Source organism: Sphingomonas phyllosphaerae FA2, from assembly GCF_000427645.1.
Classification (GTDB): Bacteria; Pseudomonadota; Alphaproteobacteria; order Sphingomonadales; family Sphingomonadaceae; genus Sphingomonas; species Sphingomonas phyllosphaerae.
Genome location: NZ_KE386571.1, coordinates 667,324 through 688,898 on the forward strand (window position 1 = coordinate 667,324; position 21,575 = coordinate 688,898).

At 68.3% G+C, this 21,575-nt stretch carries 23 protein-coding genes; 13 read left to right on the top strand and 10 right to left on the bottom strand.

All coding sequences use genetic code 11. From position 1 onward, the window contains the following. From SPHPH_RS0103635 to SPHPH_RS0103660, 6 genes are read right to left on the bottom strand one after another with little or no spacing between them, the layout of a single operon-like run. Entirely contained in the window at positions 1-969 is a 969-nt protein-coding gene (locus tag SPHPH_RS0103635) for a type II secretion system F family protein (RefSeq protein ID WP_028965461.1), read from the bottom strand. Positions 970-1,000: 31 nt separating this feature from the next. Continuing rightward, a complete protein-coding gene (locus tag SPHPH_RS0103640) occupies positions 1,001-2,272 on the bottom strand; it encodes a CpaE/TadZ family protein (protein WP_028965462.1) in 1,272 nt (423 codons plus the stop codon). 1 nt (position 2,273) lies between these two features. Continuing rightward, on the bottom strand, positions 2,274-2,906 hold the full coding sequence (locus SPHPH_RS0103645; RefSeq protein WP_028965463.1) for a CpaD family pilus assembly lipoprotein: 633 nt from the start codon (positions 2,904-2,906) through the stop codon (positions 2,274-2,276). Positions 2,907-2,917: 11 nt separating this feature from the next. Beyond that, entirely contained in the window at positions 2,918-4,453 is a 1,536-nt protein-coding gene (locus SPHPH_RS18860; RefSeq protein WP_037488017.1) for a type II and III secretion system protein family protein, read from the bottom strand. 1 nt (position 4,454) lies between these two features. Beyond that, on the bottom strand, positions 4,455-5,465 hold the full coding sequence (gene cpaB / locus SPHPH_RS0103655; protein ID WP_028965464.1) for a Flp pilus assembly protein CpaB: 1,011 nt from the start codon (positions 5,463-5,465) through the stop codon (positions 4,455-4,457). 48 nt (positions 5,466-5,513) lie between these two features. Next, positions 5,514-5,990 carry an A24 family peptidase gene (locus tag SPHPH_RS0103660; RefSeq protein WP_028965465.1) on the bottom strand — a complete coding sequence of 159 codons (477 nt, stop codon included), beginning with the start codon at positions 5,988-5,990 and terminating at the stop codon, positions 5,514-5,516. Positions 5,991-6,039: 49 nt separating this feature from the next. Here SPHPH_RS0103660 and SPHPH_RS0103665 point away from each other — a divergent pair, with 49 nt between their 5' ends. Both SPHPH_RS0103665 and SPHPH_RS0103670 read left to right on the top strand, forming a co-directional pair. Further along, complete coding sequence (locus SPHPH_RS0103665) at positions 6,040-6,978, top strand: alpha/beta fold hydrolase (RefSeq protein WP_028965466.1); 939 nt, start codon at positions 6,040-6,042, stop codon at positions 6,976-6,978. Beyond that, on the top strand, positions 6,975-8,048 hold the full coding sequence (locus tag SPHPH_RS0103670; protein WP_028965467.1) for an NAD(P)/FAD-dependent oxidoreductase: 1,074 nt from the start codon (positions 6,975-6,977) through the stop codon (positions 8,046-8,048). Before SPHPH_RS0103665 ends, SPHPH_RS0103670 begins: the two co-directional genes overlap by 4 nt. A 91-nt stretch (positions 8,049-8,139) precedes the next feature. On the opposite strand, the gene SPHPH_RS0103675 is transcribed toward SPHPH_RS0103670, so the two are convergent. The 4 genes from SPHPH_RS0103675 to rpsF all read right to left on the bottom strand — a co-directional run bounded on the left by SPHPH_RS0103675 (position 8,140) and on the right by rpsF (position 9,983). Further along, positions 8,140-8,322 carry a hypothetical protein gene (locus tag SPHPH_RS0103675; protein WP_028965468.1) on the bottom strand — a complete coding sequence of 61 codons (183 nt, stop codon included), beginning with the start codon at positions 8,320-8,322 and terminating at the stop codon, positions 8,140-8,142. Between the two features lie 393 nt (positions 8,323-8,715). After that, a complete protein-coding gene (rplI, locus tag SPHPH_RS0103685; protein ID WP_028965469.1) occupies positions 8,716-9,309 on the bottom strand; it encodes a 50S ribosomal protein L9 in 594 nt (197 codons plus the stop codon). 12 nt (positions 9,310-9,321) lie between these two features. Further along, positions 9,322-9,546 carry a 30S ribosomal protein S18 gene (gene rpsR / locus SPHPH_RS0103690; protein ID WP_007403456.1) on the bottom strand — a complete coding sequence of 75 codons (225 nt, stop codon included), beginning with the start codon at positions 9,544-9,546 and terminating at the stop codon, positions 9,322-9,324. Then, a complete protein-coding gene (gene rpsF, locus SPHPH_RS0103695; protein ID WP_028965470.1) occupies positions 9,546-9,983 on the bottom strand; it encodes a 30S ribosomal protein S6 in 438 nt (145 codons plus the stop codon). Before rpsF ends, rpsR begins: the two co-directional genes overlap by 1 nt. A 311-nt stretch (positions 9,984-10,294) precedes the next feature. On the opposite strand from rpsF, the gene fabD reads away from it, so the two are divergent. The 11 genes from fabD (at position 10,295) to SPHPH_RS0103750 (ending at position 21,439) form a co-directional block, all read left to right on the top strand. After that, complete coding sequence (gene fabD / locus SPHPH_RS0103700; protein ID WP_028965471.1) at positions 10,295-11,254, top strand: ACP S-malonyltransferase; 960 nt, start codon at positions 10,295-10,297, stop codon at positions 11,252-11,254. A 34-nt stretch (positions 11,255-11,288) separates the two neighbouring features. Beyond that, positions 11,289-11,714 (top strand): GxxExxY protein, encoded by a 426-nt coding sequence (locus SPHPH_RS0103705; RefSeq protein WP_028965472.1) that lies wholly within the window; start codon positions 11,289-11,291, stop codon positions 11,712-11,714. A gap of 3 nt (positions 11,715-11,717) precedes the next feature. Further along, positions 11,718-12,461, top strand: a complete 744-nt coding sequence (gene fabG / locus SPHPH_RS0103710; RefSeq protein WP_028965473.1) for a 3-oxoacyl-[acyl-carrier-protein] reductase — start codon at positions 11,718-11,720, stop codon at positions 12,459-12,461. Between the two features lie 109 nt (positions 12,462-12,570). Beyond that, positions 12,571-12,807: an acyl carrier protein gene (locus tag SPHPH_RS0103715; protein ID WP_028056834.1), complete on the top strand. Its 237-nt coding sequence runs from the start codon at positions 12,571-12,573 to the stop codon at positions 12,805-12,807. A gap of 165 nt (positions 12,808-12,972) precedes the next feature. Beyond that, the gene (gene fabF, locus SPHPH_RS0103720; protein ID WP_028965474.1) at positions 12,973-14,229 is read left to right on the top strand and encodes a beta-ketoacyl-ACP synthase II; all 1,257 of its coding nucleotides are present in this window, start codon (positions 12,973-12,975) and stop codon (positions 14,227-14,229) included. Positions 14,230-14,239: 10 nt separating this feature from the next. After that, positions 14,240-15,208 carry an endolytic transglycosylase MltG gene (gene mltG, locus SPHPH_RS0103725; protein WP_028965475.1) on the top strand — a complete coding sequence of 323 codons (969 nt, stop codon included), beginning with the start codon at positions 14,240-14,242 and terminating at the stop codon, positions 15,206-15,208. Positions 15,209-15,349: 141 nt separating this feature from the next. Further along, positions 15,350-16,675: a chloride channel protein gene (locus SPHPH_RS0103730; RefSeq protein ID WP_028965476.1), complete on the top strand. Its 1,326-nt coding sequence runs from the start codon at positions 15,350-15,352 to the stop codon at positions 16,673-16,675. A 72-nt stretch (positions 16,676-16,747) separates the two neighbouring features. Further along, positions 16,748-17,653 carry a dihydrodipicolinate synthase family protein gene (locus tag SPHPH_RS0103735; RefSeq protein WP_037488030.1) on the top strand — a complete coding sequence of 302 codons (906 nt, stop codon included), beginning with the start codon at positions 16,748-16,750 and terminating at the stop codon, positions 17,651-17,653. Continuing rightward, a complete protein-coding gene (locus SPHPH_RS0103740) occupies positions 17,653-18,648 on the top strand; it encodes a 4-hydroxyproline epimerase (RefSeq protein ID WP_028965478.1) in 996 nt (331 codons plus the stop codon). The genes SPHPH_RS0103735 and SPHPH_RS0103740 overlap by 1 nt, the downstream gene beginning before the upstream one ends. A gap of 146 nt (positions 18,649-18,794) precedes the next feature. Beyond that, positions 18,795-20,210: an amino acid permease gene (locus SPHPH_RS0103745; RefSeq protein ID WP_028965479.1), complete on the top strand. Its 1,416-nt coding sequence runs from the start codon at positions 18,795-18,797 to the stop codon at positions 20,208-20,210. Continuing rightward, positions 20,207-21,439, top strand: a complete 1,233-nt coding sequence (locus SPHPH_RS0103750; RefSeq protein WP_028965480.1) for an NAD(P)/FAD-dependent oxidoreductase — start codon at positions 20,207-20,209, stop codon at positions 21,437-21,439. Before SPHPH_RS0103745 ends, SPHPH_RS0103750 begins: the two co-directional genes overlap by 4 nt. Positions 21,440-21,575: the final 136 nt, after the last annotated feature.

Genomic DNA, 21,575 nt, shown 5'->3' on the forward strand with positions numbered 1-21,575 from the left:
TCAGATCTCGAAGCTCACCATCCGGGACATGATGAAGGCGCCGATCGCCATCCAGATCAGGCCGCCGACGGCGGTGACGGTCAGCCGCATGTCGCTGAAGAACGTCTGCATATACGGCGGGTTGATCGCGTAGATCAGCCCGAAGACGATGAACGGCAACGAGCCAATGATATAGGCCGATGCCTTCGATTCCGACGACATCGCCTTGATCTTCAGCTTCATCTGGCCGCGCTGGCGCAGCACGGTGGCGAGATTCTGGAGCGTTTCGGCCAGATTGCCACCGGTTTCGCGCTGAATCGCGATCGTAATGACGAAGAACTGGAATTCGGCGGTCAGAAGCCGGTCGGCGGTTTCCTGCAACGCGACGTCCATCGAACGGCCGATACGCATCTTGTCGGACACCGAGCGGAATTCCTCGCCGACCGGGCCGGGGACCTCGGCAGCGACGACCTGCATCGTCTCCGAGATCGGCAGACCCGAGCGCAGGCCGCGGACCAGCAGCTCGATCGCATCGGGGAATTTGGCGATGAACGCGCCGATGCGGCGCTTGATGAGGAACGCCACCGCGAGATGCGGGATGAGGGCACCCAGCATCATCGCGACGAACAAAGCGATCAGCACCGGCACGCCCTGCAGCAGCATCAGCAGCAGCGTGACGATCGCGATCGTGACCGCGGCGATGCCATATTGGCCGACGGTCCACGGCTTGCCGGTCATCGACAGCCGCTTTCGCAGCTCCGCGGCGTTGGGGAGGATGCGGATGACCGCGAGATCGGCGCGCGTCGCGCTCTTCCCGGTGATGCGGCGCATCTGCGCCTCGATCGTGTTGGTCGGCGCGGGCACATGGCGCTCACGCAGCACCGCCAGCCGGCGTGCACCCGCCTTCTGCGTCGATGGCGCGGCAAGCGCGAAGACCAGCAGCCCCAGCGTCAGCGCACCCGCCAGCAGCAACAGGATCAGCGGGGACATGGCGGCTCCACGTCGAGGGGGCGGATGCCGCTCACTTCCGCGCCGGCTTCTTCGCGACCAGTTCGGTGATGCGCGCGAGCAGCGACCCGCCGCGTCCTGCGCCGCCGTTCAGCGGCACCGGATCATCGCCGGTCGCAGCCAGCAAGCGGTTCGCCAGATCGGCGAGCGGCGCGACAGTCTTCGAATTCTTGCCGACCGCCGCCATCGGCTTGCCCGTTTTCGCAGCCTGCGCCGCGAGTTTGTGATCATAGGGGATCGCGACGTCGATCTTGTGCTCGATCGATCCCTCGAAATCCTTGCGCAGCACCTCCTGTTGCGCGCCGGGATGGACGCGATTGGCGAGGACGCAGACCTGCGCCTGCGGCGCGTTGGTGCGCAGCCACGACAGCAACCGGATCGTATCGCGCGCCGCGGCCAGCGTCAGCTCGGTCACCAGCACGACCGCCTGTACCTCGGTCATCAAATGCGGGTGCTGGATCAGCATCGCGCGCGGCAGGTCCATCACGCTCATGTCGAACGCGCTGCGCAGTTCCTCCTGCAACTGGTAATAGGCCGTGCCGTCGGTGACGATCGGGTTGCTGATCGGCGCCTCGGCCGACAGCACCGACAGCGTGTCGGACGCGCGGACGAGCGCGCGTTCGAGGAACAGGCCGTCGATGCGGCTGGGATTGTCGATCGCGTCGATCAGCCCGCGCCCCGGCTCGACGTCCATGGCCAGCGCATTGGTGCCGAAGTGTACGTCGAGGTCGAGCAACGCGGTCGAGCGCTTGCCGGTCTCGCTCATCTGCCACGCCAGCGATGTCGCGATCGTCGAGGCGCCGACGCCGCCGCGGCAGCCGATCACCGCGAGCGCGGCGTGAACGCGCTCCGCCGCGCCATCGGCATAGCGCGGCGCGTTGAGCATCGCCTGTGCCGAGGCGAAGGCATCGCGCACCGCGTCGACGCCCAGCGGCTTCAGCAGATAATCGTGGATGCCGCTGGCCAGCAGATCGCGATAGAGGCGGACGTCGTTGACCGGCCCGGCGGCGATCACGATCGTGCCGGGCTCGCAGACTTCGGCGAGGCTGTTGATGTCGGTGAGCGGATCGCTGGTTTCGCTGAGATCGACGAACAGCAATTGCGGGCTGGAGGAAACCGCCAGCGTCTGCACCGCCTGCCGCAGCCCGCCCTTGTAGACGTTTTCCTGCGGCCAGCCGAGTTCGTCGACCACAGCGCGCAGCGTCATGCTGGCATTGTCGTCGCAGCAGAAGGCGAGGAACGGGGCGCGCGTCGCTGCGCCCGCGACTTTCCACGGTGCGTTCATGTCAGCGGCCCCCCGTCGATTCGCTCTTCACGACGGTGCCGCCGCCGCCGGTCGGCGCGGCCTTGCGCCACACGCCGATCGCCTTCGCGCCGCTGGCCGCCGCGCCGGCGCCATCGTCGCGCTTGCCGCGGATCAGGTCGTTCGGATCGGCGATCATCGCCGCGAGCGTGCCGTTGATCGCACAGCCGAACGCGCCGCTGGTGTGTGCGTCGAAATTGACGAGCGTGGCGGACGCGCCGGGCGCCTGGCAGCTGGGCACCGAAGCGGTGGCGCGCGTCACGACGACGCGCAGCGTGCCCGGCGGCGGGGCGTCGCCGTGCGCGGCGGCGGCGGGCGCGAGCCGCAGCCCGCGGGCGCTCGCCAGCGCCGCAATCTCTGCCCGTGCCCCCGGCGAGGCGGCGGGATCGTCGATCGCGATCGTCGCGCCGGCGGCGGGCGCGAGCACGTCGAGCCAGCCGCGCAGCCGTTGCGCTTCGCCGCCGCCCAGACCGTCGGGCCCGGCGAGCAGATCGAGCGCATAGTCGGTCTGCGCGACGACCGGCTGGTGAACGGTTTCCAGCCCGCGATATTCGCCGCACGCGGCAAGCGGCAGCGCGGCGACGAGGGCGCACAGGAGGAGCGGACGCGGGGTCATGAAGGGCATCCTCACTTGATCGAGAAGCCGGGCGCGGCCGGCGCGGGCGGGGTCGCGAGCTTCGGCTTGGGGCGGTCGGCGGCGCGATCGCCGCTGTCGAGCTTGCCCAGCAGCGCGCGTTCGAGATCGGTCGGCGCCTTGTAGCCGTCGGTCGGCAGCTTGATGTCGGCGGCGTCGACGGGGCGCACGAGATACGGGGTGATGACGATCACCAGCTCGGTTTCGTTGCGCTGGAACCCGTTCGAGCGGAACAGCGCGCCGAGGATCGGCAGGTCGCCGATGCCGGGCGTCTTCGTGTAGCTGTTGTTGTGCGTGTTCTGCATCAGCCCGGCGATCATGAAGCTCTGGCCCGAGCCCAGCTCGACGGTGGTTTCCGCACGACGCGTGGTGAGCGCCGGGACGCGTGCGCTGCCTACCGACACGGCGTTGCCATAGTCGAGCTGCGACACCTCGGGCTTCACGCGCAGCGAGATGCGCCCGTCCGACAGGACGGTCGGCGTATAGGCGAGGCTGACGCCGAACTGCTTGTATTCGATCGAGTTGGTGCCGAGCGCCTGCGCGATCGGGATCGGGATCTCGCCGCCGGCCAGGAAGGTGCCGGTCTCCCCCGACAGCGCGGTCAGGTTCGGGCTGGCGAGCGTCGTGACCTGGCCCAGCGTCTCACCGAGATCGAGCGCGTTGATGAAGTCGGTGCCCAGCAGGCTGCCGAACAGGCTGAACGTGCCGCCGCTGCTGCTGACCGCGGGGAGCGTGAACAGCGTGCCGCCACTTTGCAGGTTCGGATCGGTGCCGGGCAGCACGTTGGTGATCGTGCCCTGACGCCCGAAGCCGAGGCCGAGTAGCGGGTTCTTGCGGCCCAGCGTGCGGGTGGTGATGTTGTTGGCGATGTTCTTCAGGAACGAGCGGCTGACCTCGGCGAACTTGACCTGAAGGTTGACCTGGAGCGGGGTCGCCACCTTGATGCGGTTGATGACGCCGATCTTGAAGGTGGCGCCTTCGGCGCTGGGATCGACGCCGGGGTTCAGCAGGCCGGTCACCAGCCGCTGCGCCTGCTCGGCGTCCGCAGGAGCGGCGGCGTTGCCGTTCAGCACCGCGATCTGCCCGACCAGCGTGACGTGGAAGTCGCTGCCCGGCAGTGCGGCCTGGAGCATCCGATCGATCTGCGTCGCGTTCTGCGCAACGCGGACCGAGGCGGAATAGATCACCGCGCCCGCACGATCGGTGGCGAAGATCGTCGCCTCGCCGTCCGCCTTGCCGAACAGATGGATCTGGCGCGGGTTGGCGACATAGACGTCGGCGGTCGCGGCGTTCGAGGTCCATACCTCGGTCACCGCGGCGGGAAGGGTGATGAGTTCACCCTCGCCGATCGAGAGCCACTTTTCGATGCTCGGCTTGGTGACGCCGACCGGCGGCAGGCCGCTGCGGACGACCGGGCGGGCCGCTAGGGCGCGCTGCGCGCCGCGCGGGGCGGCGGCGATGGTGGCGGGGGCGAGCGCCGCCGTCAGCGCCGCGGCCAGCGCCGCGCCATGATACAGGGGGGAGCGCATCTCAGTTCTTTCCTGCGACGGAGACTTCGGTCACGGCATTGCCGCGGGCGATACGGACCTTGGGGCCGGCGGCGATGGCAGCGACGACGGGCGTGCCGGGGATCGAGGGGCCAGCGGGTTGCGTATTCGCGCGCGGCGGCGCGGTGCGACGCTGGAAGCGCGAGACGTCGGCACCGACCGCATAGGTGGTGTTGCCGGTCTGCGGCGTGTTCTGGAGCCGGTCGAGCACCGCTTCCTCGCCCTTCGCGTCGTGCGTGTCGCCGACGCTGACGCTGCCCGAGGCGATCGCGCGGTCGAGTTCGGAGGCGTTGTCGGCGAGCGATCGCAGCGACAGCGACAGCGTGCCGATCGTCTGCGCCACCGCGATCTGCTCGGCGATCTTCGGGGTCGCCTCGACGGTAATCGTTGAGAAGGTCTGGACGACGGTGTTGCCCTGTTCGTCCTTCTGATCGGTGGTGCGCTGATCGGTGGCGAGGACGCGCAGGTTGCGCATCACCGTCTCGCTGGCGCGCAGCGGCGGGCCGTCGCCTTCGACCGACTGGGTCAGGATCAGGTCGATATGGTCGCCCGGGAAGACGAAGCCGGCGACGCTGGTCTGCGCCGACACCGGCACCGTCACCGCGCGCATGCCCGGCCCGAGCGCGGCGGCCAGGAAGCCGCGATCACCGGGCTTCACCAGTTGCCCCTGCGTCACCGGCTGGCCGGCGGTGATCGGCAGGCGGACGACCGTGCCGATCAGCTTGCCCAGATCGGTGCCGCTGCGCATGTAATAAGCGTTCTCCACCAGCTCCTTGGGCCAGGGCTGGAACTTCAGCGCGCTGGCGTCGAGGATCGTGCCGACCGGCAGCGCGCGCGTGGCGACCAGCACCTCCGGCCCGTCGATCTTCGGCGCGGCGGCCAGCGCCGCAGCCTCCGGCGCGGGCGAGCCGACCAGCATCGAGCGCGCGGCGAACGCGGTGATCGCGGCCACCATCAAGGCTCCGACCAGCAGAATGAGCTTGCGACTGTCCATGAATGACCCTGTCCCCGCGCGGCGCCACCGGCGCCCGTCTGCCTGCGATTATTGGATAAATTGGTTAAGGAGCGGTTCGCGAAGCGCGAGCAGCCCGGCGAGTGCGATCGCAACGCCGTACGGCACCTCGATCGCGGTGGTGCGGCATCGAACGCGATGCTCGACCAGCATCGCCAGCGTCAGCGCGCCGCCGATCACCGACATCGCCAACAGCATGTCGAGCAGGTGCAGCGGCGCGAGCCACAGCGAGAGCGCGCCGATCAGCTTGACGTCGCCACCGCCCATCTGCCCGATCGCGAACGCGCCGACGAAAAGGGCGAAGACGAGCAAGGCGACGCCGAATTGTATCGCCATGCCCGGCCAGGGATTGAGCCCGATCGCCACCCACCACAGCGGCGCGAGCAGCGCGATCGCGGCGTTCTTCCAATTGGCGATCTCACGCGAGCGCACGTCCTGGATACCCGCCGACAACAGCAACGCGCCCATCAGGACGGGCAGCAGCCATGCAAGAAATCCCCAGCTCATGCCGCATGGCGCTAGACGGAATGGTTTGAGAAACCGTAACCATGCCGCGATGCCGACGACGACCGATCCCGCCGCGGTGCGCCGCGCCCTGCCGGCCGACGCTCGCCTGTCCTTCGATCGTGCGGCCGACGGATGGCCGTTGCGCCGTTTCTCCCGGCCCGGTCGCGGCCGCGGTGCGTTGATGTTTCAGGGCGGGCGCGGCGACATGATCGAGAAATATCTGGAGTCGTTTGCCGACTGGCATGAGCGCGGCTGGGCGGTCACGGCGTTCGACTGGCGCGGGCAGGGCGGGTCGGGACGTTTGTGCGCGAACCCGCATGTCGGCCATTGCGACGACTTCGCGCCGTTGATCGACGATCTGGCCGGGCTCTGGCGGGACTGGACCAGCGAACAGGACGGGCCGCATGTGATCGTCGGCCACTCAATGGGCGGTTATATGGTGCTGCGTGCGCTGCTCGACGGCGCGATCCGCGCGGATGCGGTGGTGCTGGTCGCGCCGATGCTGGGGCTGCGCTCGCCGGTCGGATCGTGGCTGGGAACGCGGGTGGCGCAGGCGATGCGACGGCTGGGTGATCCGACGCGCCCCGCGTGGAAGAGCCATGAACGGCCGGGCATGTTGCCGCGCCAGCGGCTGCTGACGGCCGACGATGCGCGCTATTCGGACGAGGCGTGGTGGCTGGAGGCACAGCCCGACCTGCGGCTTGGTCCGCCGAGCTGGGCGTGGCTGGCGGAGGCGTTCAGCGCGACCGCGCGATTGCGACGCGACCCTGGGCTTGCGACGCTGAGGACGCCGGTGCTGATGCTGGTGGCGGACAATGATCGGCTGGTGGACCCGCGTGCCGCGGCGGAGGTGGCGGCGCAACTGCCGAATGCGACGCTGGTCCGGTTCGGGCGGGAAGCGGCGCACGAGTTGCTGCGCGAGGCCGATCCGGTGCGTCGGCGCGCGATAACGGCGATCGACGACTTCCTCGATCGGCATGCGGCATGAGCTTCGACATCGCGATTGTCGGGGCCGGGATCGCCGGCGCCAGCCTGGCCGCGGCGATCGGCGATCGTGCGCGGGTGCTGCTGCTCGAGGGGGAAGAGCGGCCCGGCTATCACGCGACCGGGCGGTCCGCGGCCTTCTGGTCAGAGACATATGGCGGGCCGCATATCCAGCCGCTCACCACCGCATCGGGGCCGATGCTACAGGCAGGCGGCTATCTCGATCCGCTCGGCGCGGTGCATATCGGGCGCGACGAGGATGCGGCGGCGATCGAAGCGCTGCTGGACGAATTCGCCGCCACCCCGGTCGCGCTGTCGGCGGTCGATCCGCAGCCGCTGATCCCCGGGCTGCGGGCCGAATGGACGTTGGGGGTAGGAGAGCCGACCTGCGCCTATATCGATGTGGCCCGGCTGCACGGTGACTATCTGCAACAGGCGACGCGTAGCGGCACCAGGATAGAAAGCGGCGCGCGGCTGGAGGCGGCGTCGAGGCAGGCGGGCGTGTGGCGGATCGAGACCGAGCACGGGCGCTCGTTCGAGGCGACCATTCTGGTCGATGCGGCGGGGGCGTGGGCGGACGAGGTGGCGACGCGCTGCGGCGTCGCGCCGATCGGGATCACGCCGTACCGCCGGACGATGGTGCAATTGCAGACCGATCCGGCGGCGCCCGCGACGCTGCCGTTCGTCATCGATGTGAACGGCGGCTTCTATTTCAAGCCGGAGGCGGGCGGACGTTTGTGGCTGAGCCCGCATGACGAGCATCCGGTGCCGGCGCACGACGTGGCGGCGGAGGAGCTGGACGTGGCGATCGCGATCGATCGACTGGAGCGGGCGGTCGACTGGCGCGTGGTGCGGGTCGAGCGGCGCTGGGCAGGATTGCGGTCGTTCGCGCCGGACCGGCTGCCGGTGTACGGCAGCGCAGAGTCGTGCTTTTTCTGGTTCGCAGGGCAGGGCGGGTTCGGCATTCAGACCGCGCCGGCCGCCGCGCGGATCGGTGCGGCGTTGCTGCTCGATACCGCGATGCCGGACGGGATCGATGCGGCGCGTTACGCGCCGTCACGCTTCAAGCGCTGACTCCTGGAGTGTGATCCATACAAGCTGAAGCGCCACCCCGGCCTTCGCCGGGGTGACGACGGGAGATGGTTCAAGCCGGGTGGATCAAACTCTAATCGCGCTTGCGTTCCGGAACGGCGGGCACCTGGCCGAGCAGGGTCAGCAAGGTCGGAATGTCGCCGGTGATGTAGGTGTCGGTGGGAACGCGCAGGCTGGTGCGCAGCGCGCGGCCCATCGTGCTCAATTGCTCCTGCTTGTCCCGCTCCTTCGCCTGCACGACTTCGATCCTACGCATTACGATGATGCCGCAACCCGCGGCGTTCGAACGAAGAACCTGCCGACAGGCTTGCATGTTCCCGCGTCCGAGCAGCGGTTCGTCGCACCGGAGATGCCGGTCGCCGGATCAATTTGTTCAGCGCCGCGCAACCTTTGATGGCGGTGGCGATTGTGCAGCCAACGACGATAACGGATCGCGAAGGCCGCCATGTTGAAGCAGATCATGCCCCTGACACTCGCGCTCCTGCCGCTGGTCGCCGTGGTGAGCGCGGTGTGGAACGTCCCCTGATTTCCAAGTTTTACGGCCCCCCGAAGGCGCCGCCGTTCCCCCCCGACTGGCGGTGCCAAAAGGAAAGGCCCGCCCGGAGCGATCCGGGCGGGCCTTTCTTCGTGCAGGCGATGCGTAAGGCGATCAGCCCTGCGCGTCGTCCGACTGAGCCTCGGCGGTCGCGCCCGGCTCGGCGTTGGGATCGTAATCCTCGGTGAAGCCGCCCTGATCGCGGCCTTCCTCGAAGACCTGCTGCATGACGTCGACACCCGCCGACTGCATCTCGGCCTCTTCAGGCGAGCGCGCGACGTTGACCTTGACGTTCACGACGACTTCCGGGTGCAGCTGCACCTTGACGTCGTACAGGCCGATCGACTTGATCGGACGGTCCAGCACCACCTGGCTCTTGGTCACCTTGTGACCATCGGCCACCAGCGCCTCGACCAGATCGCGCACCGCGACCGAACCGTACAGCTGGCCGGTGTTCGACGACTGGCGGATCAGCGTGATCTGCGCGTCCTTGAACGAACCGGCTTCCTTCTCGGCCTCGCCGCGACGGTTGGCGTTCTCGCTCTCAATGCGGGCGCGGTTCGCCTCGAACACCTTGCGGTTGGCTTCGTTGGCGCGCAGCGCCTTCTTGTTCGGGAGGAGGTAGTTACGGGCGAACCCGTCCTTGACCTTCACCACGTCGCCGATGCCGCCGAGCTTCTCGACGCGCTCAAGCAGGATGATATCCATCTGCTCTTCTCCTTACTTCACGACGTAGGGCAGCAGGCCCAGGTGGCGGGCGCGCTTGATCGCCTGCGCCAGCTCGCGCTGCTTCTTGGCGCTCACCGAGGTGATGCGCGACGGGACGATCTTGCCACGCTCGGACACGAAGCCCTGGAGCAGACGGACGTCCTTATAGTCGATCCGGGGCGCATCCTTGGCGCTGAACGGGCACGACTTGCGGCGGCGGAAAAACGGACGCGCCATTATGCGGCCTCCTCTTCACGGTCACGACGGGGGCCACGATCGCCACGATCGCCGCCGCGGTCACCACGCTCGCCACGGCCGCCTTCGCGGTCGCTGCGGCGCTCACGGTCGCGCTCCTGCTTGCGCATCATCACGGTCGGGCCCTCTTCATGGCCGTCGACGCGGACGGTCATGTAGCGGATCACGTCCTCGTTGATGCTGGTCTGACGCTCCAGCTCGGCGACCGTGTCGCCCGGTGCGTCGATCTCGAGCATCACGTAGTGCGCCTTGCGGTTCTTCGCGATCCGATAGGCGAGCGAACGCAGGCCCCAGGTCTCGGTCTTGACGACCTTGCCGCCGCGTTCCTCGACGATCTTGGTGGCGGTTTCCGCCAGCGTGTCCACCTGCGCCTGTGCCAGATCCTGGCGCGCAAGGAACACATGCTCGTACAGAGCCATGCATGTACCTTCATGTTGGCCGATCGCTGACGTGCACCCCATGTGCAACGCCCCTCCGGCTGTCGTTCCAATGGCAAAGGGCGGCAAGGGTGATTCCCTTCCGCCCGACGCCGTCGCGCTATGACGACAAATCGCGTCCGGCGCAACCGAATGTTGGGCCGCGAATGTTGCGAATGTTGAGACGATCGCGCGTTGGAACGGGCGCTTCGGCCCTCTGACATCCTCATAGCGGAAAGTGCGCCGAATCGCCAGTGGTTGACCCGGTGGCGGCGCGCGGCCTAGCAGCGCGGGCGATTTTCACGGAGGCCTTCATGCGCGCGTTCATCTTTCCCGGTCAGGGCAGCCAGGCGGTCGGCATGGGCGCGGCGCTGGCCGATGCCTCGGCGGTGGCGCGCGAGGTGTTCGGCGAGGTCGACGAGGCGCTGGGGCAGAATCTGCGCCGGTTGATGGCGGAAGGTCCCGGCGACGAACTGACGCTGACCGAGAATGCGCAGCCGGCGATCATGGCCAATGCGATCGCGACGCTGCGCGTGCTGACGCGTGAGGGCAATGTGCGGCTGGCCGAGAAGGCCGATTATGTGGCCGGGCACTCGCTGGGGGAATATACCGCGTTGTGCGGGGCGGAGGCGCTGGACCTCGGAACGACCGCGGGGCTGCTCAGGACGCGCGGGCGCGCGATGCAGGCGGCGGTGCCGGTCGGCGAGGGCGCGATGGCGGCGCTGCTGGGCGCGGACGTCGAGAAGGCGCAGGCGATCGCCGGCGCGGCGGTCGACCTGATCCTGACGGAGACCGGCGAGACATTGGTGTGCACGGTCGCCAACGACAATGATCCGTCGCAGGTGGTGATCTCGGGGCATCGCGTCGCTGTCGAGCGTGCGGTGGGACTGGCCAAGGAGATGGGGGCGAAGCGGGCGGTGCTGTTGCCGGTGTCGGCGCCGTTCCACTGCGCGTTGATGGAGGATGCGGCGCGGGTGATGGAGGGCGCGCTGGCGGAGGCCGATCTGCGCGCGCCGCTGGTGCCGGTGTTCGCCAACGTCGATGCAGTGGCGGTGGCCGATCCGGGGGCGATCCGGCGGCTGCTGGTCGAGCAGGTGACCGGGCGCGTGCGGTGGCGCGAGTCGGTGCTGGCGATGGTCGAGGCGGGGGTGACCGAGTTCGTCGAGTTCGGCGGCAAGGTGCTGTCGCCGATGGTGAAGCGGATCGCGCCGGACGTCGAGGCGGTGAGCGTGGTGTCGATGGACGATGTCGAGGCGGTGCTGAAGAGGCTGTGATGTTCACGCGGAGGCGCGGAGACGCGGAGAAGAGGTGAGAGATATCGACGCCATCAGCGGTGACGTTCTCGATCTGGCGTTGCGGCTCCACCGTGAACTCGGCCCCGGGCTGCTGGAGAGTGTGTACGAGACCGTGCTGGCCGGACGCCTTGCGGCGATGGGCTATTCCGTCTCCCGGCAGCATTCGATGGACATTCGCTTTGATGGTCAGATTTTTCCGGCGGCGTTTCGGATCGACCTGTTGATCGACGACCGTTTGGTCGTCGAGGTGAAGTCGGTCGACAAGTTGCTGCCAGTGCATGGCAAGCAATTGCTGACGTATCTGAGGCTTACCGAGCAGCCCGTGGGGCTGCTCATCAATTTCGGAGGTGAGACGTTGAAGGAAGGCGTGCGACGGGTCGTCAACAACCATCGTCCCTCCGCGTCTCCGCGCCTCCGCGTGAACCAACCTACGGAGTAACCAATGTTCGACCTTACAGGCATGACCGCGCTGGTGACCGGCGCTTCGGGGGGGATCGGGTCGGCGATCGCGAAGGGGCTCGCGGCGCAGGGGGCGCGGCTGGCGGTGTCGGGGTCCAACGTCGCCAAGCTGGAGGCCTTCCTGACCGAACTGGGCGGGGAGGGGCATGTCGCGGTGCCGTGCGACCTGTCGGATGCCGCCGCGGTGGACGCGCTGGTGCCGCAGGCGGTGGCGGCGCTGGGCGGGCGGATCGACGTGCTGGTCAACAACGCCGGTGTCACGCGCGACAATCTGGCGATGCGGATGAAGGACGACGAATGGGATCAGGTGATCCGCGTCAACCTAGAGGCCGCGTTCCGGCTGATCCGCGCCGCGGCCAAGCCGATGATGAAGCAGCGCTTCGGCCGCGTGATCTCGATTACCTCGGTCGTCGGGCAGACCGGCAATCCGGGGCAGGCGAACTATGCCGCGTCCAAGGCCGGGCTGGTCGGCATGTCCAAGGCGCTGGCGCAGGAGCTGGCCAGCCGCAACATCACCGTCAATTGCGTCGCGCCCGGCTTCATCCGCTCGGCGATGACCGACGGGCTGCCCGAGGCGCAGAAAACGCAGTTGACGGCGCGCATCCCGGCGGGCGATCTGGGGACGGGCGAGGACATCGCCGCCGCGGTCGTGTATCTGGCGTCGAAGGAGGCCGGCTACGTCACCGGGCAGACCATCCACGTCAACGGCGGGATGGCGATGGTTTGAGCCCCTCGCCCGGCAGGTGCCGCACGCGCGGACTTGTCAGGCGGGTTAACGGGCTCTACCTGCGTTCAGGAAATTTAAATCACCCCCCCAAATCGAAAGAGGGAAAGTTATGAGCGAGACCGCCGACCGCGTGAAGAAGATCGTCGTCGAGCATCTCGGCGTCGAAGCCGACAAGGTGACCGAGGACGCCAGCTTCATCGACGATCTGGGCGCGGACAGCCTCGACATCGTCGAGCTGGTCATGGCGTTCGAGGAGGAATTCGGGGTGGAAATCCCGGACGATGCCGCCGAGAAGATCTCGACCGTCAAGGACGCGATCACCTATATCGACGAGCACAAGGGCTGACGCCCTGATGCGCCGGGCGGCGGGGCTTCATGCCCGTGCCGACGCCCGGCCGTCGAACAGATTTGAGCGGCTTCCCGTCCTTCGCTAGAGGATGGGGAGCCGTTTCGTTTATGAAGACCGCCGGATGCGTGGGAGAGGCGCAAGGGGCGGGAAGAAGGGAAGCCTATGCGTCGCGTCGTCGTCACCGGACTTGGCCTCGTCACCCCGCTCGGGGCGGATGTAGAAACCGCCTGGGCGAACCTTATTGCCGGGAAGTCGGGTGCCGGCCCGATCACGCGCTTCGACACCACCGGGCAAAAGTGCCTGATCGCGTGCGAAGTGAAGCCGAAGGACCATGAATATGGCTTCGATCCCGACAAGCGCGTGGACCACAAGGTCCAGCGGCAGGTCGACCCGTTCATCGTCTATGGCATCGATGCCGCGGGGCAGGCGCTGGAAGACGCCGGGCTGACCGAGATGGACGAAGAGATGCGGATGCGCGCGGGCGTATCGATCGGTTCGGGGATCGGCGGCTTGCCGGGGATCGAGATCGAATCGGTCAACCTGCACGAGCGCGGTCCGGGCCGGGTGAGCCCGCATTTCGTCCACGGTCGGCTCATCAACCTGATTTCGGGTCAGGTTTCGATCAAGTACGGCTTGATGGGGCCGAATCACGCGGTGGTCACCGCCTGTTCGACCGGCGCGCATTCGATTGGCGACGCCGCGCGGATGATCCGCGACGACGACGCCGACATCATGCTGGCGGGCGGTGCGGAGAGCACGGTCAATCCGCTCGGCGTCGCCGGCTTCGCGCAGGCGCGCGCGCTCAACTGCAGCATGAACGATCGTCCCGAGCAGGCCAGCCGCCCCTATGACAAGGATCGCGACGGCTTTGTGATGGGCGAGGGCGCGGGCGTGATCGTGCTCGAGGAATATGAGCACGCCAAGGCGCGCGGCGCGAAAATTTATGCCGAGGTGGTCGGGTACGGCCTGTCGGGCGACGCCTATCACGTCACCGCGCCGCACCCGGAGGGCAAGGGCGCGGAGCTGGCGATGCGGATGGCGCTGCGCAAGGCCGGGATGACCCCGGCCGACATCGATTACATCAACGCGCACGGCACCTCGACGATGGCCGACACGATCGAGCTGGCGGCGGCGAAGCGCGTGTTCGGCGACGATCTGTCGGGCGCGTCGATGTCGAGCACCAAGTCGGCGATCGGGCATCTGCTGGGCGGCGCGGGCGCGGTGGAGAGCATCTTCTGCATCCTTGCGCTGCGCGACCAGATCGTGCCGCCGACGCTGAACCTCGACAATCCCGACGAGGGGACCGAGGGCGTCGATCTCGTCCCGCATCAGGCCAGGAAGCGTGAGGTGCGCGCGGTGCTGAACAATTCGTTCGGCTTCGGCGGCACCAATGCGTCGCTGGTGATGAAGGCGATCTGAGGCGTCGGTCATGCGCAGGCTCGGCTGCTTTGCTCTTGTCGCCGGCCTGCTGCTGATCGCGGCCGGCTTCTGGGTCGGATACGGCTGGAAGGGCGCGGGGCCGTTGCCGCGCGCCGCCAATGTCGAGATCGCCGAGGGGTCGAGCCTCGCCGCCGCGGCGCGGACGCTGGAGAAGGCCGGGGTGATCGGTTCGGCGCGGAAATTCCGCGTGCAGGCGCGGATCTTCGGGTCGGACGCGCCGATCAAGGCGGGCGAATATGCCTTCCCCGAACACGCCAGCGCGGCGCAGGTGCTCGCGATCTTGCAGGGCGGCAAGGCGGTGCAGCGGCTGGTGGTGGTGCCCGAGGGGCTGCCGTCGGTGATGGTGCGCGATGCCTTGATGAAGGCCGAGACGCTGACCGGTGACGTCAAGGTGCCCGCCGAGGGATCGGTGCTGCCGGACGGTTATGCCTTCGAGCGCGGCGAGCCGCGCGCGGCGGTGCTGGCGCGGATGCAGGCGGCGATGAAGACGTATCTCGCCGCGGCGTGGAAGACGCGCAAGCCGGCGGCGGTCGTCACGACCCCGGCACAGGCGATCATCCTCGCCTCGATCGTCGAGAAGGAAACCGCCAAGCCCGAGGAGCGGCGGACGGTCGCGGCAGTCTATGGCAATCGCTTGCGGCTGGGCATGCCGTTGCAGGCCGATCCGACCGTGATCTACCCGATCACCAAGGGGCGGCCGCTGGGGCGGCGTATCCGGCAGTCGGAACTGCGCGCGAAGAACGGCTATAACACCTATGCTTCGCCGGGGCTGCCGGTCGGGCCGATCGCCAATCCGGGGCGGCTGTCGATCGATGCGGTGCTGAACCCGGCGCAGACGAAGGCGCTGTATTTCGTCGCGGATGGCAGCGGCGGGCATGTGTTCGCCGACACGCTGGCCGAGCATAACGCCAATGTGAAGAAATGGTACGCGATCCGCCACGCGCGCGGGGAGATGTAGGCGGGCGCTTCCTTCGCAACGACGGAGAGCGGAAGCGAGACCCCGGGGTGACGGATCGGGCGTCGCGCCCACGCCTTAAGGGAGAGCTGCCGTCCGGCTTCACGCTGGCCTTTCCGCGTGACTGGCGTGTAAGGCGTCGGGATGACGGAGCAATCTTCATCGCGCGGCGGGCCATTCGGATGGACGCCGACGCGGATGCGGGCGTTGCTCCGCTCGCAACGGCCGCGGGCGCGCCGGTTGCGCGCGCGACTGGCGATCCTCGCCGGGGCGGTGGCGATCGGGCTGGCGGCGACGGTGTTCGCGCTGGCGGCGGATGCGTGCGGCGAATTGTTCGCAGGACTGGCGCGGCGCTATCGGTGGTTGCCGCTGGTGACGACGCCGCTGACGTTCGGGGCGCTGGTGTGGCTGACGCGCCGCTACGTGCCGCTGGCGCGCGGGTCGGGGATCCCGCAAGTGATGGCGGCGCAGGCCGATCCCGAAGCGGCGACGCGGTCGCTGGTGTCGCTGCCGACCGTGATCGGCAAGGCGGCGCTGACGCTGGCCGCGGTGCTTTCCGGCGCGTCGGTGGGGCGCGAGGGACCGACCGTGCAGATCGCCGCTGCGGTGATGGGCTTGACGCACCGTATCCTGCGCGTGCCGTTGCGCGCCGGGGTGTTGATCGCCGGCGGCGCGGCCGGGGTCGCGGCGGCGTTCAACACGCCGCTGGCGGGATTGCTGTTCGCGATCGAGGAACTCGCCTCCGCCTATGAGCAGAAGGTGACGCTGCTGGTGGTCGGCGCGATCGTGATCGCCGGGATGGTCGCGCAGTCGGTGCAGGGCGACTACCTGTATTTCGGGCTGGTCGGCGCGCACATGCCGATCGGATCGGCGCTGGTCGTCGCGGGTGTCGCGGGGTTGGTCGGTGGGCTGTCCGGCGGGGCGTTCGCGCGCGTCATGCTGATGCTCGCCAATGGCGCCCATCCGCTGGCGGCTTGGAGCAAGCGCCGGCCGGTCTGGTTTGCGGTCGGGTGCGGCATGGTGGTCGCGGTGCTGGGATGCGGCACCGGGCTGACCTGGGGCACCGGATATAGCGCGGCGCGGGCGATGATCGGAGGGGTGGATGCGCCGCTGTGGTTCGGACCGGCCAAGCTGCTGGCGACGCTTGCTACCGCTATCGCCGGGTTGCCGGGCGGTATCTTCGCGCCGTCGCTGGCGGTGGGGGCGGGGATCGGCAATCTGCTCCGGCCGATCTTCGCCGACTCGCCGGCCTCGGCGGTCGTGATCCTGGGGATGGTCGGCTATTTCGCCGGCGTGGTCCGGGCGCCCTTGACGGCGGTCATCATCCTGGCCGAGACTACGGGCAGCCGGGGGCTGATGCTGCCAATGTTCGCCACCGCCTTCGTCGCCGACGGCGCTAGCCAATTCATCTGCCCTGAGAAATTGTACCACGGCCTCGCGCGCACCTTCGCGCTGCCCCTGCACAAATAGCTTGGTGAACCTGACTTTATATCGTATACGAATACCATTGATCAGGAGGATGATGTGGTTTCAGGTTCGAGCATGTGGACAGGCGTCTATCCGGCAGCGACGACGCAGTTCGCGGCTGATGGTTCGGTCGATATCGATGCAACGCAGCGCGGTCTGGTAGCGCTGGTCGAGGACGGCGTGGACGGGCTGATCCTGCTCGGCACCTGCGGCGAGAACAACTCGCTGGACGTCGCGGAAAAGCATGCGGTGCTGCGCGCAGGCGTCGAGGCGGTCGGCGGGCGCGTGCCGCTGGTGTGCGGCGTGTCCGAATTCACGACGCATCGCGCGGCGACCTTCGCGAAGGAAGTCGAGGAGATCGGCATCGACGCGCTGATGCTGCTGCCCGCAATGGTCTATGTCCCGACGCCGAACGAGCTGGCGACGCATTTCCGCACCGTCGCCGAGGCGACCGGGCTGCCGATCATGCTCTACAACAACCCGCCCGCGTATCGCGTGTCGGTCGACTTCAACACGCTGGAGCTGCTGGAGCCGGTCAAGAACATCGTCGCCGTCAAGGAAAGCGCGCCCGATCCGCGCCGCTTCACCGACGTCATCAATCGTTTCGGCGATCGCTATATCGTGATGGCGGGTCTGGACGACGTCGCGCTGGAGGGCATGTTGCTCGGTGCGAGCGGCTGGGTTTCGGGGCTGACCAGCGCCTTCCCGCAGGAGTCGGTGGCGCTGATCGCGGCGGTCTATCGCGGCGACTGGGAAGAGGCGCGGCGCATCTATCGCTGGTTCATGCCGCTGCTCCACCTCGATGCCGAGCATGATCTGGTCCAGTCGATCAAGCTGGCCGAAGAGATCATGGGCCGCGGGTCCGAGCGCGTGCGTCTGCCGCGTCTTCCGCTGGAAGGCGCACGCCGGGCCGAGGTGATCGCGATGGTCGAGAAGTGTGCGGCGACGCGGCCGGTCCTCAAGGAAGCAGTCGCGGCCTGATGCGCCACACGTTCTTCTGCATCGACGGCCACACGGCGGGCAATCCGGTCCGTCTGGTGGCCGGGGGCGCCCCGCTGCTGCGGGGTGCCAGCATGGCGGAGCGGCGGCAGGATTTCCTGGCGCGGTTCGACTGGATCCGCACCGGCCTGTGCTTCGAGCCGCGCGGGCACGACATGATGTCGGGCGGGTTCCTATACCCGCCGTGCGGCGATGCGGATGCGGCGATCCTGTTCATCGAGACCTCCGGGTGCCTGCCGATGTGCGGGCACGGGACGATCGGGATGATCACCTTCGGGCTGGAGAACGGGCTGATCACCCCGCGCGAGCCGGGACGGCTGCGCGTCGAGGTGCCTGCCGGGGTGATCGACATCGATTATGTCGCGGAGGGCAATCGCGTCCGCTCGGTGAAGATCCGCAACGTGCCGGCCTATCTGGCGACACAGGGGTTGGAGATCGACGTGCCGGGGTTCGGTGCGCTGTCGATCGATGTCGCGTACGGCGGCAATTATTATGCGATCATCGAGCCGCAGGGGGCGTACACCGGGCTGGACGATCTGGGCGCGGCGCGGATCGTCGAGCTGAGCCGCACGATCCGCGAGCTGGTGCGTGCGGTCTATGAGCCGGTCCATCCGGTCGAGCCGACGATCCGCGGGGTCAGCCATGTGCTGTGGGCCGACAAGCCGAAGGGCGAGGGCGCGGACGGACGCAACGCGGTATTCTACGGCGAGCGCGCGATCGATCGCAGCCCGTGCGGCACCGGCACCTCGGCGCGGCTGGCGCATCTGGCAGCGACCGGGCGGCTGAAGGTGGGCGATCGCTTCGTGCATGAGAGCTATATCGGCAGCCGCTTCATCGGGCGCGTCGAGGCCGAGACGATGATCGGCGAACAGCCGGCGATCGTGCCGTCGATCGAAGGCTCGGCGATCGCGACCGGGTTCAACACGATCTGGATCGACCGTGAGGATCCGTTCTGGGGCGGGTTTACGGTGGTGTGACCGTCACTACCCTCCGTCATTCCCGCGAAGGCGGGAATCCAGACGCGCTGGTCTTCGCAAATGCCGAAAGGTCAGAGGTTCTGGATCCCCGCCTGCGCGGGGATGACGGTCGGGTAAAAGAATAAACGTCGGTAAGGGAGAGGCATTTGGCACGAGGATTGTTGGGCCCGCTCAAGCCGCTCGACGCACGCGAAGCCGATCCGGATCGCAAGCTGCGCAAGACGCTGAGCTGGCCGCATCTGATCGCGCTGGGGATCGGCGCGATCGTCGGCACCGGCATCTACACGCTGACGGGGGTCGGTGCGGATCGCGCCGGGCCGGCGGTGATCCTGTCGTTCGCGATTGCCGGTGCGGTGTGTGCGTGCGCTGCGCTCGCCTATGCGGAGATGGCGACGCTGATCCCGACCGCGGGTAGTGCGTACACCTATACCTATTCGGCGATCGGCGAGAGCATCGCGTGGATCGTCGGGTGGAGCCTGATCCTCGAATATTCGCTCGCTTGCTCGACGGTGGCGGTCGGCTGGTCGGCCTATCTGGTCGGCTGGTTGCAGAGCGCGGGCGTGCATCTGCCGGCGGTGCTGCTGTCCGGGCCGCACGGCGGCGGGATCGTCAACCTGCCCGCGGTGCTGGTCGCGCTGGGAATCGCGGGGATGCTGGTCGCGGGCACCAAGGAAAGCGCGACGTTCAACATCGTGCTGGTCGCGATCAAGATGGTTGCGCTGGCGGTGTTCGTGTTCGTCGCGCTGCCCGCGTTCAACGGCGGCAGTTTCGAACCCTTCATGCCCTATGGCTTCGGCAGCCATGTCGAGAATGGCGCGACGCGCGGGGTGATGGCGGCGGCGGCGATCGTGTTCTTCGCTTTCTATGGCTTCGACGCGGTCGCGACCTCGGCGGAGGAAGCGCGCAATCCCGGGCGCGACCTGACGATCGGGATCATCGGGTCGATGGCGGCGTGCACCCTGATCTATATGGGCGTCGCGGTCGCGGCGATCGGGGCGGTGAGCTACATCGACCTCGGCAAATCGGCCGAGCCGCTCGCTTATGTGTTGCGCACGCTCCAGCATCCGTTCGCGGCCTGGGCGATCGGGCTGGCGGCGTTGATCGCGCTGCCCTCGGTCATTCTGGTGATGATGTACGGGCAGAGCCGGATCTTCTTCGTGATGTCGCGTGACGGGCTGCTGCCGCGTAGCCTCAGCCGGGTGTCGGCGCGCACCGGATCGCCGGCGCTGGTGACGATGGTGACGGGCGTATTCGTTGCGGCGGTGGCGGGGTTCTTCCGGCTCGACGAGATCGCCGAGCTGGCGAATGCGGGCACGTTGCTGGCGTTCATCGCGGTGGCGGCGTGCATGATGGTGTTGCGCAAGCGCGCGCCCGAGCTGAAGCGCGTATTCCGCTGCCCGGCGCCGATGCTGGTCGGGGCGCTGGCGATCCTCGGCTGCATCTACCTGCTGGTCAGCCTGCCGACGCATACGCTGGAGCGGTTCGCGTTGTGGAACGTGCTCGGCGTCGTCTTCTATCTGGCGTACGGTCGCACGCGCAGCCTGGTGCGGGCGCACGGATGATCCGCTCGGCGATCGTCGTCGGCGACGGGGTCGTCGCGCTGAACGTCGCGCTCGCGCTCCAGCGGCGCGGGACCGAGGTGACGATCGTCGCGCCCGATGCGCCGTGGCGCGGCGCGTCATGGGGCAATGCCGGGCATATCGCGGTCGAGCAGGTCGAGCCGCTCGCATCACGGGCGACGGTAAAGACCGTGCCGAAGCGGCTGTTCTCGCGCGGCGGGGCGCTGGCGCTGCCGATTCGGGCAATCGGCGCGTGGCTGCCGTTCACGATGCGGCTGTTGCGGGCGAGCGCACCGGCGCGGTTCGCGCGCGGCAAGGCGGCGCTGTCGGCGATGCTCGAAACCGCAATCCCGGCGTGGCAGCGCGTGCTGGCGGATGCGGGGGTGCCCGAGTTGCTGCGCGTCGACGGGCATTTCGTCGTCTGGGAGACGCCGCAGAGCGCTGCGCGCGGGCGTGCGGCGTGGCTGGCGGCGGATACCGGCACGGCGACGGTGCGCGAGGCGAGCGATGCGGAGCTGGCGCGGCTGCGCACGCTAACCACCGCCCCGATCGCCGGGGCGGTCCGGTTCGAGGGCAGCGGACAGATCACCGATACCGGTGCGCTGGGCGCTGCCTTGATCGATCGCTTCGTCGCCGCAGGGGGAGCGAGGGTGCACGACCGGGCCCGTTCCGTCCTGGAACGCGATGGTCGCGCGCGCGTGACCCTGGACGAAGGCGCGCCGATCGACGCCGATGTGGTGGTGGTGGCGGCGGGTGCAGCATCGGCGCCGCTGGTCGCTCCGTTGGGGCTGCGCGCGCCGCTGATCGCCGAGCGCGGCTATCATATCGAGGGCGATCCGGGCGACTGGCCCGCCGACCAGCCGCCGGTGGTGTTCGAGGATCGCTCCATGATCGTGACGCGCTTTGCCGGTCGGCTGCGGGCGGCGAGCATCGTCGAGTTCGCCCGCGTCGACACGCCGGCCGATCCGCGCAAATGGGCGCGGCTGCGCGCGCATGTCGCGGCACTGGGGCTGCCGCTGCGCGAACCGGTTGCGCCGTGGATGGGCGCGCGACCCACATTGCCCGATTATCTGCCCGCGATCGGGCGGCGCGGCGCAGTGGCCTATGCGTTCGGGCATCAGCATCTGGGACTGACGCTGTCGGCGACGAGCGGCGAGGCGCTGGCGGCGCTGCTGCACGAAGAGGCACCGGCCTTTGACCTGTCTCCGTTCGATCTGGGGCGGTTCGGGTAAACCCCGTCCGTCCGCTGCCTCAGCGCGCGGGCGTCCGAGCGTGAAATGGCGGGACAACCATCGGGCATTACAGTCAAAGTGGGTAGCATCGCCGCCGCAGCATGTTAGCATTTGTACTATTAATAAGAACACGCGC